Here is a 5,435-nt window from a genome sequence, read left to right on the forward strand (position 1 = left end):
CTCCGGGCGGGCCGAGCTTGCCCGCCTCATCGCCGACGCCCGGCGCGTGGTCGTCTTCACCGGCGCGGGCATCTCCACGGAAAGCGGAATCCCGGATTTCCGCAGCCCGGGCGGCGTGTGGAGCAAGATGAAGCCGATCTACTTCCAGGACTTCGTGGCCAGCGAGGAACGCCGGCGGGAGGCGTGGGAGCGCGCCTTCGCCGGCCGCGCGGGCTGGGTGGGGCGCGAGCCGAACGCCGGGCACATGGGCGTCGCCCGCCTCGTGGCCAGCGGCAAGGCCAGCTCGGTGATCACCCAGAACGTCGACAATCTGCACCAGGCCTCGGGCGTGCCCGCCGAGCGGATCATCGAGCTGCACGGCAACGCCAGCTACGCCACCTGCCTCGAGTGCGGCCTGCGTCACGAGCTCGAGGCGCTGAAGGCGCTGTACCAGGCCACCGGCGACCTGCCCGCCTGCCGGGACTGCGACGGCATCGTCAAGACGGCCACCATCTCGTTCGGCCAGGCCATGCCCGCCGAGCCGATGGCGCGCGCCGAGGCCGAGACCCTGGCCTGCGACCTCTTCCTGGTGCTGGGATCGTCGCTCGTCGTCTACCCCGCCGCGGGCTTCCCGATCATGGCCAAGCGCAACGGCGCCCGCCTGGCCATCGTCAACCGCGAGGCGACGGAGCTCGACCCCTACGCCGACCTCGTGCTGCACGACGAGATCGGCCCGGTGATGACGACGGCGGCGCCCGCCAACTAATTTCGCCCTCCGGTCGTTTCGTCACACACGCGCCTTGTTCTTCGGGCTATGCGCTCCGCCGGATTCTCATCGGAGCCTTCTGTGATCAGACCTGCCGTCGCAGCCGCCCTTCTCGTCGCCCTCAGCGCCTGCAGCCAGGGCGGAGGCGCCAAGTCCAACTCCAGCGATCCCTACGCCGGGCTCGACAGCGAGATCCTGGCCTGGCGGACGGCCATCGAGGCCAGCCACCCCGCCTGCGCCAGCAAGGTCGAGGGCAAGGGCTGCCAGGACTTCCAGGTGATGTGCAAGGCGGCCCAGGACATCGGCGCCGACGAGGCGGCCAAGGGCGTCAAGGCCAAGGTGGTCGCCGCCATGACGTTCGCCGGCCGCAATCCGGACGGCTCCACCGGCAAGTCGGGATCGTCGTTCGCCACCTTCGCCAAGGCGGGCGACGCCTGGACCCGCGCCGAGGCCAAGCCGGTCAATATGACGACCTGCGCGACGCTTTAGGCGCCGCGCGTCCCGACGACCTTCCGCACCTGCGCCGCCTGACGGCGGGCCACCGGCACCTCGGCGCCCGACTGCAGCACGACCGCGGCCGGCCCCCCCGGCCGCCGGGCGAGGCGCACGATGCGGTCCCGGCGCACCAGGGCCCCACGGTGCACCCGCACGAAATCGGCGGGGTCCAACTCGGACTGCAGGGTGCGGATCGGCTTGCGGACCAGGAAGCTGCGCCCGCGGCTGTGAATGCGGACATAGTCCCGCTCGGCCTCGACCCAGTCGATGAGGTCGACGGGCAGGCGCAGGCGGTCGCCCCGGTCGGGCACCCAGATCTCCTCGGCGAAGGCCGGCTCTGCCGCCGCCGCCGCCGGCAGGGCGTCGCCCGCGCGCAGGGCGGCCACCACCTCTTCCAGTTCCGCGATCCGGGAGTTCGCCAACCGTGACTGCAGGCGCAACCGGGCCCGCTCCAAGGCCTCGTGCAAGCGGTCGAACTCCACCGGCTTCAGAAGATAGTCCACGGCGGCCAGTTCGAACGCGTCGGCGGCGAAGCGGCTGAAGGCGGTGACGAAGATGAAGGCCGGAGCCTGGGCGGGGTCGATCGCGCGCGCCAGTTCCAGCCCCGACAGCCCCGGCATGCGGATGTCCAGCAGGACCACGTCGATGCCGCCGCGCCGGATCAGGGCCAGCGCGTCGGCGCCGTTGGTCGCCTGGCCCACCACCTCGGCGCCCTCCGCCTTGTCGATGGCCATCTGGAGGCGCCGCAACGCCGGGGGTTCGTCGTCGACGAGGGCGACGCGCAGGGCCCGCACCGGGGCCGGGCTGATGCTGCCTTGGATCATGTCCGCTCCAGGGGGATTTCCACCGACGCCAGGAAGCCGTGCGGCAGGCGGGGGCCGCAGGTGAGCGCCGCGGCCTTGCCGTAGATCAGGTCCAGCCGCCGCCGCACGTTCTCGAGCCCCAGGCCGAGCTTGGGCGTGGTCTGGCCCGTCGTGTCGCCGCCGTCGTCGGTGACGGTCAGCCGCAGCCGGCCGTTCGCCGCCTCGGCCTTGATCTCGATGGTGACGGTCTCGTTCGACCGCGCGACGCCGTACTTGACCGCATTCTCGACCAACGGCTGCAGGATGAGGCTGGGGGCGAGCGCGTCGCGCAGATCGGCGGGGATCGTCTCGACGTAATTCAGCCGGTCCTCGAAGCGCGCCTGTTCGATCAGGAGGTACTGGCGCTGGGCCTCGATCTCGTCGGAGAGGGGGCCCTTGTCAGGCATCTCCTTCTCCAGGGTGTGGCGCAGGAAGCTGGACAGCGAGAGCACCACCCGCTCGGCCCGCTCGTTCTCACGGGCCAGGATCAGCGAGCTGAGGGCGTTCAGGGTGTTGAACAGGAAGTGCGGATTGATCTGGTAGCGCAGCATCCGGTTCTGCGCGTCCATGGCCATGGCCTGGGACGCCACCAGGCGAAGGTTCTTTTCCTTGAGCTCCTCCTCGTAGCGGATGGCGAAGTAGAGCGCGCACCAGGAGATGAAGGTCCAGAAGAACATGGAGGCCGTGTAGGCCAGCGAGACCGGCGACAGCGGCTCGACGCTCCACATCGGGAGAACCAGATAGAAGACCGCATAGTTGACGATGAAATAGGCGAAACCGCCCAGCGCCGACAGCAGCACGGCCGCGACGATCCGGCGCCACATCGGTTGTTCGGCCAGGGCCGACAGGATCCGTCCGATCAGCAGGCAAGCCAGGAAGCCGAACACCGCCATGCCCAGGCGCCGCACCGCCATGTCGCCGGCGTGCGGCGCCGGGTCTGCGAGCATCCGGGCGGTGACGATGAGATAGGTCAGCGACCAGAGGACGAAGTTGGCGATGAGATAGTTGTTCGGACGCGGCAGCCGCATGCACCCTTCCCCACCCGTCACATTCTGTAGAAAAGCGGTGACAGACCAAGGCCGCTTGTCGACACACCGTCACCGTTCGCCGCATTTCGCCCCGTTCGGCGGCCCATTCATCCCCCTTCGCCGCATTTCGCATGAAGACTTTCGCCGCCTCGGCATCCTTGGCCGGCGAGGTTCGTGTGCTCGTGCGTCGGTAAGGGGAATTCGTCGTGGCCGTGCGTCCGCCATCACTGAGGGCCATCGCCGCCTTCGAGGCCGCGGCCCGGCATGAGAGCTTCACCAAGGCCGCCGACGAACTCAACCTGACCCAGAGCGCCATCAGCCACGCGATCCGCTCGCTGGAGCTTCGGCTTGGGGTGGACCTGTTCGAGCGGTTCGGCCGCAACGTGGCGCTCACCGAACCCGGCCGCGCGTTCGTGAGCCGCCTGCGCCTGTCGCTCAACCTGATCTCGGAGGCCTTCGAGGCGCCCGTGCGTCCCGGCCGTACGCGCCTGGTGGTCGCCGCCTCCGCCGGCATCGCCGAGCGGGTGCTCGCCACTCGCCTTCCGGCCTTCCTGGCTGGGCACCCCGACCGCGAACTGGAGTTGCGCACCGTGACCGGCGCGTCCGAGGTGAACGCCGGCGAGGCGGACGTGGCCGTCCTCTACGGCGCGGGCGCCTGCGCCGGCCTCACCCAACGCCGGCTGGCCGGCGAGGCGCTGTTCCCGGTCGCCGCGCCGTCGGCCGATCTGCCGCGGCGGCCGGAGGACCTGGTGCGCGCACCGCTGATCCATCAGCCGGAGCATCCGTGGCGGCTGTGGCTGGAGCAGGTGGGCCTCAGCGAACTGCCGACCCTCGCCACGGTCACCGCCGACAGTCCGATGGCCGCACTGGAACTGGCGCGGAGCGGCGCGGGCGTCTGCCTGGCGCGCGGGCTCTTGGTCCGCGAGGACCTGCGGGCGGGGCGGCTGGTCCGCCTGTTCGACGCCGAGGCGCCGCTGCGCGAGGACTATACCGCCGTGTGGAATCCCGCCTCGCCCCGCGCCGACGTCATCCGTCCGTTCGTGGACTGGCTCGCGGCGACCCTCGATACCGGCGCCGCCCCGGCCCTGCACGCCGCCTGAAACGGCAACGCTTCGCTGCGCCACGCGTTGGCGGCCGTGGAGCGTGCATGCATTTCCAGATCAAGGCCGACCTGACCTACCGCTTCGCCGACCGCTGCGAGGTGCTGCTGCTGCTGGAGGCCGCCCGCGCGGCCGACCAGGCGGTGCGGCGCGAGGAGCTGACCATCTTCCCCTCGGCAGACATCTCCCGCCTGGACGACTCGGTCACGGGCGAGCGGCGGGTCGTGTTCACGGCGGAAGGCGAGGTCCGCATCGTCTATGAGGCCGAGGTCGAGGTGCTGGCCCGGGACGCCGGGCTGGCGGGAATGCCCGCCGCGCCGATCCGGGACCTGCCGGGCGAGGCCCTGCGCTACCTTCGCGCCAGCCGCTACTGTCCGTCCGACCGGTTCGAGCGTTTCGTGGAGCGCGAGTTCGGCGGGCTGGCCGGCGGCGACAAGGTGGTCGCCATCCTGGACTGGATCTCGGGTCACGTGGACTATCGCGCGGGGGTCAGCGACGCCGCCTCCACCGCCCTGGACACCTTCGTCGACCGGGCCGGCGTCTGCCGCGACTTCGCCCACCTGGCCATCGCCCTCTGCCGCGCCGCCGACATCCCGGCCCGGACCGTGAGCGCCTATGCCTGGAAGCTGGAGCCGCCGGACCTGCACGCCGTCGCCGAGGTCTACCTGGGCGGACGCTGGCGACTGGTCGACCCGACCGGCAAGGCCCCGGTCGACGGCCTGGTGCGGGTGGCCACCGGGCTGGATGCCGCCGACATCGCCTTCATGACCATCTTCGGCCGCGCCGACCTGGTCACGCAGGCGTTCGCGGTGCGCGAGAGCTAGTGGGGCGCCGCCCGGACGCCGGGCGGCTCGGGCAGGGCGTCGTAGTATTCGGCCAGGCTGCGGTATTCGGCGGCGACCCGTTCGAACTGCTCACGGCCACGCCCTGGGGCAGACAGCTCGGCAAGCTGCTGAACCCGCTCCGCCTCCGCCCGATAATATTCCGTCCGCCGCACGCTCTCGATCCTGCAGATCTGAGCCACGGGAAGCGTCTTGCGCGGCTGCGGTTCCGCGGACCTGCAAAAGAAAAGGCCCCGCTTGCGCGGGGCCAGTGTCGAGGACGCGAGAGGCGTCTTCGCACCGCCCGGCCCGGATGAGCACATCCGGACCGGGCTTGCTCGGGTTCGACTAGAAGTCGGCGGTCAGGCCGATGAACAGGTAGCGGCCGAAGGCGTCATAGACCT

The 5,435-nt window shown here is 70.8% G+C and carries 7 protein-coding genes; 4 read left to right on the top strand and 3 right to left on the bottom strand.

Annotated features, from left to right (window positions below):
* On the top strand, positions 1 to 745 hold a 745-nt coding region (locus tag AX721_RS13720; protein ID WP_231754719.1), incomplete at its 5' end, for a Sir2 family NAD-dependent protein deacetylase.
* 81 nt (positions 746 to 826) lie between these two features.
* A complete protein-coding gene (locus AX721_RS13725; protein ID WP_068876556.1) occupies positions 827 to 1,234 on the top strand; it encodes a hypothetical protein in 408 nt (135 codons plus the stop codon).
* On the opposite strand, the gene AX721_RS13730 is transcribed toward AX721_RS13725, so the two are convergent.
* Positions 1,231 to 2,064 (bottom strand): LytTR family DNA-binding domain-containing protein, encoded by an 834-nt coding sequence (locus AX721_RS13730; RefSeq protein ID WP_068876557.1) that lies wholly within the window; start codon positions 2,062 to 2,064, stop codon positions 1,231 to 1,233. The genes AX721_RS13725 and AX721_RS13730 overlap by 4 nt on opposite strands.
* Positions 2,061 to 3,110, bottom strand: a complete 1,050-nt coding sequence (locus tag AX721_RS13735) for a sensor histidine kinase (protein WP_068876558.1) — start codon at positions 3,108 to 3,110, stop codon at positions 2,061 to 2,063. Before AX721_RS13735 ends, AX721_RS13730 begins: the two co-directional genes overlap by 4 nt.
* 206 nt (positions 3,111 to 3,316) lie before the next feature.
* On the opposite strand from AX721_RS13735, the gene AX721_RS13740 reads away from it, so the two are divergent.
* Together AX721_RS13740 and AX721_RS13745 are read left to right on the top strand one after the other, a co-directional pair.
* Positions 3,317 to 4,210, top strand: a complete 894-nt coding sequence (locus AX721_RS13740) for a LysR substrate-binding domain-containing protein (RefSeq protein WP_068876559.1) — start codon at positions 3,317 to 3,319, stop codon at positions 4,208 to 4,210.
* A 47-nt stretch (positions 4,211 to 4,257) separates the two neighbouring features.
* Positions 4,258 to 5,034, top strand: coding sequence for a transglutaminase family protein (locus AX721_RS13745; protein ID WP_068876560.1), 777 nt, complete (start codon positions 4,258 to 4,260; stop codon positions 5,032 to 5,034).
* Here the strand turns inward: AX721_RS13745 and AX721_RS13750 are convergent.
* Positions 5,031 to 5,234, bottom strand: a complete 204-nt coding sequence (locus AX721_RS13750; protein ID WP_068876561.1) for a hypothetical protein — start codon at positions 5,232 to 5,234, stop codon at positions 5,031 to 5,033. The two genes, AX721_RS13745 and AX721_RS13750, sit on opposite strands and share 4 nt — an antisense overlap.
* Between the last annotated feature and the right edge of the window lie 201 nt (positions 5,235 to 5,435).

Origin of the sequence: Phenylobacterium sp. CCH9-H3 (genome assembly GCF_001557235.1) — a bacterium.
Classification (GTDB): Bacteria; Pseudomonadota; Alphaproteobacteria; order Caulobacterales; family Caulobacteraceae; genus Phenylobacterium.

What these genes read in the sequence shown, in the direction of transcription:
- AX721_RS13730 (WP_068876557.1), bottom strand. Translation starts at nt 2,064, where the DNA reads ATGATCCAAGGCAGCATCAGCCCGGCCCCGGTGCGGGCCCTGCGCGTC.
- AX721_RS13735 (WP_068876558.1), bottom strand. Translation starts at nt 3,110, where the DNA reads ATGCGGCTGCCGCGTCCGAACAACTATCTCATCGCCAACTTCGTCCTC.
- AX721_RS13745 (WP_068876560.1), top strand. Translation starts at nt 4,258, where the DNA reads ATGCATTTCCAGATCAAGGCCGACCTGACCTACCGCTTCGCCGACCGC.